Below are 3,640 nucleotides of genomic sequence, written 5' to 3'. Positions count from 1 at the left end.
AGAGTGCGTTCCGCGAGCTGATGTCCCTTTCGTCGCTGGGAGTGGGATAGGTCGGCTGGTCGGAGGCTCGCTGCTCGGGCTATGAGCGCGGCCGGGTGAACAATCCCGGCTCGGTCTCGATGAGGATGCCGCGGCTGGCCAGGCGTTTGAGCTTGGCGCGGACGTTCTGGATGGCGTTCTGCGTCAGCGGCAGGTCCATGGCCGCGGCCAGGTCACGGGCGCGCAGAGAACCGCCGACCTCACCGAAGACGGTGAGAATCTGCCGGTAGGCGGGGTGATCGGGGACAGCCGGCGGCGCCCCGGCCGGCTCGGCCGGGGCGGGATCCTCCTCGGCGAGGGAGATGAGTGTCTTGCGGCTGATCCGCAGGTGCTCCACCTGCTCGCGGAGCTCGCCCAGACGCGCGGCAAGAGTGTCGATCTCCGTCTGGATCTGCTCGACCTGGCCGGTCAGGACCCGCTCACGGGCGTCGATCCGGTCCAGGAGCCAGGTGCCGGGGTCGAAGTCGGGCCGCCGAGCGTCGGGCCCGGTCATGCCCACCGCCATGACGGGGCGGGGCCGCGGGTCAGGCGGCGGGACATCACGTCCGTCATCGCCCAATACACTCGTGATTCGGAACTGGCCGGCAGGTGCTCGTAGTCGCGGACCAGGCGGCGGTGGAACATCAAGATGCCGTACGTTTGCTCGACGACCCATCTCTTGGGTTGGGGGATGAACCCCTTGTCGGCGGGGTTGCGTTCGACGATCTCCACGTCGATCCCCAGGTCGGCGCCATGCGCGATGACGGCGTTCTTGAACCCCTGGTCGACCAGCGCTTTGGTCACCGTGCCCTCGGTGGTGGCGGCGACCCGGTCCAGCAGGGCGATCCCGGCGGTGTTCTCATGAGCCGAGGCGGCCAGCATGACCACGGCGATGACCAGACCCAGCACGTCCACCGCCAGGCCGCGTTTCCTGCCCGGCACGCGCTTGGCGGCGTCTTTTCCGGTGGTGGAGGCGGGGACCCCGGCCGCGACGTGGACGCTCTGGGTGTCCAGCACGACCAGGCTCGGGTCGGCTAATCGTTTCTTCTTCTCGCGCAGATGCCAGCGCAGCAGGTCGTGGATCGTCTTGTCGGTGCCGTCGTCGCGCCACTTGTGAAGTCGGCCCAAGGCGCGGTGCCGGTCTTTCGATCGGTCCGTTTCCTTGGGCCGCTTCCCGAACCCGCCGTGCCCATTACTGAGCAACGGGCTCTCCCCAAGTCCCGTCGTGGTGGTGCGATCGTCATCCCGCGGCCGTCCACGGCGAAGGGATAGCTGCTCCCCGGTATCGATATCGGGTTGTGCTGATCGATCCGGTATGGAGCAGGCTTGTCTCCCCGTCGCGGGGCCACCACCCGCCGTCGCAATAGCGGCGACGAATAGCCTTCCAGCTCGTTTTGCGGTGTTTCCGTCGCAGCCAGGCCATAACCTGCCGCCAGACGACGGAGGCCAGAAAACCAAAGGTCTTGCTGGACACACCCGGCCGGAAGTAGGTGCACCATCCCCGCAGCATCGGGTTGAGCCGGTGCAGCAGGATGGCCAGGGGCTGGTTGGTGTTTGTTCCACGACACATGTCCTTGATCTTCTGGCAGACGGCGCGCAACGCCTTCTTTGCCGGATAGGTGTAGACGTAGTGCCGGTCCTCGCCTCTCTTTCGGTGGCGCTGGATGTGCCAGCCCAGGAAGTCCAGACCCTCGTCGATATGGGTGATCAAGGTCTTCTCCGGGGACAGGCGTAACCCCATCCCGGCGAGTACCTCGCTGATCTCCTCCTTGAGGACTTCCGCGTCCGCTCTGGTACCGGTGACCATGAGACACCAGTCGTCCGCGAAGCGGACGAGCCGGAAGTTGGGAAGCCCACGGCGGCGACGCGCCTGCCGCTGTGTCCTGCTCGTTGCAGGCCCTCCCGGCAGCCGGGCGATGTGCTCGTCCAGCACGGACAGGGCCACGTTGCTGAGCAGCGGAGACAAGATCGATCCTTGCGGAGTGCCGGTTTCGGTGTCTCGCAGCAGGCCATCCTCGGTCAGGATGCCCGCCTTCAGAAACGCCTTCACCAAGCTCAGGACGCGTTTGTCTCCGACTCGTTCCCGCACGCGTTCCATAAGAGCCGGATGCGAGATCTCATCGAAACATGCCTTGATGTCGCCTTCTACTATCCACTCGTACTTCTTGGACGTGAGCAGGCGAACCTCGGCCACCGCGTCATGGGCTCGGCGATTAGGCCGGAAGCCATACGAGCACGGCAGGAAATCCGCCTCGAAAATTGGCTCCAGGACCAGCTTCAAGGATGCTTGGACCACCCGATCGGCCACGGTCGAGATGCCCAGGCGACGCATCTTGCCGCTCGCCTTGGGGATCATCCGTTCCCGCGCCGGTTCCGGCCGGAAGCTGCGGTCCTTCAAAGAGGCACGCAGCCGATCGAGGAACTCCTCGACTCCGACCCTCGCTTCGATATAGAAGGCCGACCGGCCATCCACACCAGCTGAGCGGGCACCCTTGTTGCTCCGCACCCGACCCCACGCCACCAACAAGAACGCGGGATCACAGACGAGGTTGAACAAATCATCGAACCGGCAATGGCGATCATCACCAGCCCATCGGTGCAGCTTGGCCTGGATCTCCAGTACCCGGCGCTCGGCCCTGTAAAGGGAATACTCCAGCTCCGGCCCGCCGGCATTCACCAGCGTCACTCCTGGCATTCCAGCCTCCTTGCCGCTGACTTGCTGGCTCCCTTCCCCATGTGCACACCTTTCGCGTGCCCGGAGTACTACGGAGCCTCCGCCCCGCCTACGGCCTGCAATCGGCAACGGATCTGCCCGCCTGCCGGGACTGGCTGCCTGGCCAGGGAGGGCGACCGCAGACGGTTCCCACGTTCACTGCGTACCGATCGACCAGGTAGGCGCCCAGCTATACCCCGACAGCATCGTCACGGCTACGCCGCAGACCTTCACCCTGACCACCCTGGTTAGCCTTTCCAGCTTGTTCCAGGGGGCGGCTCCCGCTTCACTACCGAGAGCCACGTACTGCTCACCGTCCCCTATCCACCAGATTTGAGACGGCACTACTCTTACGGGGCTTCAACCACTGATTCGCTTCCGCTGCACCTTCTGGTCTCGATTGCCGAACCCACCCCATCTGGCGGTGCTGAGACGTCTCGGCTTTGTCGGAGCTGCTTCCCGCCTTCCCCGGCGTTCCCCGGCTCAGGCTGCTCCCATCTTCGATAGGACCGCTGCGACGGCCCCACGGTCGAGGTCTTTCACCTCCACTCGGTCGCGCAACGCCTCGTGGCGCACGGCGAAGTAGTAGTACGCCGCGCTCTTGGGCGGCAGGTCGTGCGGCAGATAGTCCCATTGGACGCCGGTTCGTCCCTGGTAGCGGATGGCGTTGACGATCTCGCGTAACTCGTAGTTGCCCTGGTGGCCGCTGACGGATGGGTGTGTGGCCTTCCATGCCGTGAGCACTGGCTCGATCAACGCCCACTGCGCGTCGGTTAAGTCGCTGGGGTACAGCTTGCGCTCGGTCACTCGACCATCACAGCACGACTGGACCCGCCAACCGGTGGTAACGCTACAAATCCATACGATCACACTGCGACATCACGGGCATAGGCTCGCGAACCGCACTCT

General features: G+C 65.0%; 4 protein-coding genes. All 4 read right to left on the bottom strand.

The genetic code is table 11. The annotated features are described in order from the left end of the window. Positions 1–79 precede the first annotated feature (79 nt). A complete protein-coding gene (locus tag ACTWPV_RS49510) occupies positions 80–532 on the bottom strand; it encodes a hypothetical protein (protein WP_443157199.1) in 453 nt (150 codons plus the stop codon). Continuing rightward, positions 529–1,146 (bottom strand): transposase, encoded by a 618-nt coding sequence (locus tag ACTWPV_RS49505; protein WP_443157198.1) that lies wholly within the window; start codon positions 1,144–1,146, stop codon positions 529–531. Before ACTWPV_RS49505 ends, ACTWPV_RS49510 begins: the two co-directional genes overlap by 4 nt. A 112-nt stretch (positions 1,147–1,258) precedes the next feature. Next, positions 1,259–2,713 carry a group II intron reverse transcriptase/maturase gene (ltrA, locus tag ACTWPV_RS49500; RefSeq protein WP_443157197.1) on the bottom strand — a complete coding sequence of 485 codons (1,455 nt, stop codon included), beginning with the start codon at positions 2,711–2,713 and terminating at the stop codon, positions 1,259–1,261. Between the two features lie 501 nt (positions 2,714–3,214). Further along, positions 3,215–3,538, bottom strand: coding sequence for a transposase (locus ACTWPV_RS49495; RefSeq protein ID WP_443157196.1), 324 nt, complete (start codon positions 3,536–3,538; stop codon positions 3,215–3,217). Between the last annotated feature and the right edge of the window lie 102 nt (positions 3,539–3,640).

Source organism: Nonomuraea sp. KM88, assembly GCF_052245635.1.
Classification (GTDB): Bacteria; Actinomycetota; Actinomycetes; order Streptosporangiales; family Streptosporangiaceae; genus Nonomuraea.
Note: the sequence above shows the minus strand (reverse complement) of the source record. Positions and strands in the feature narration are given on the sequence as shown.

Bases quoted from the DNA above. Each gene is read 5' to 3' on its own strand.
- ACTWPV_RS49510 (WP_443157199.1), bottom strand. From the start codon at position 532: ATGACCGGGCCCGACGCTCGGCGGCCCGACTTCGACCCCGGCACCTGG.
- ltrA (WP_443157197.1), bottom strand. From the start codon at position 2,713: ATGCCAGGAGTGACGCTGGTGAATGCCGGCGGGCCGGAGCTGGAGTAT.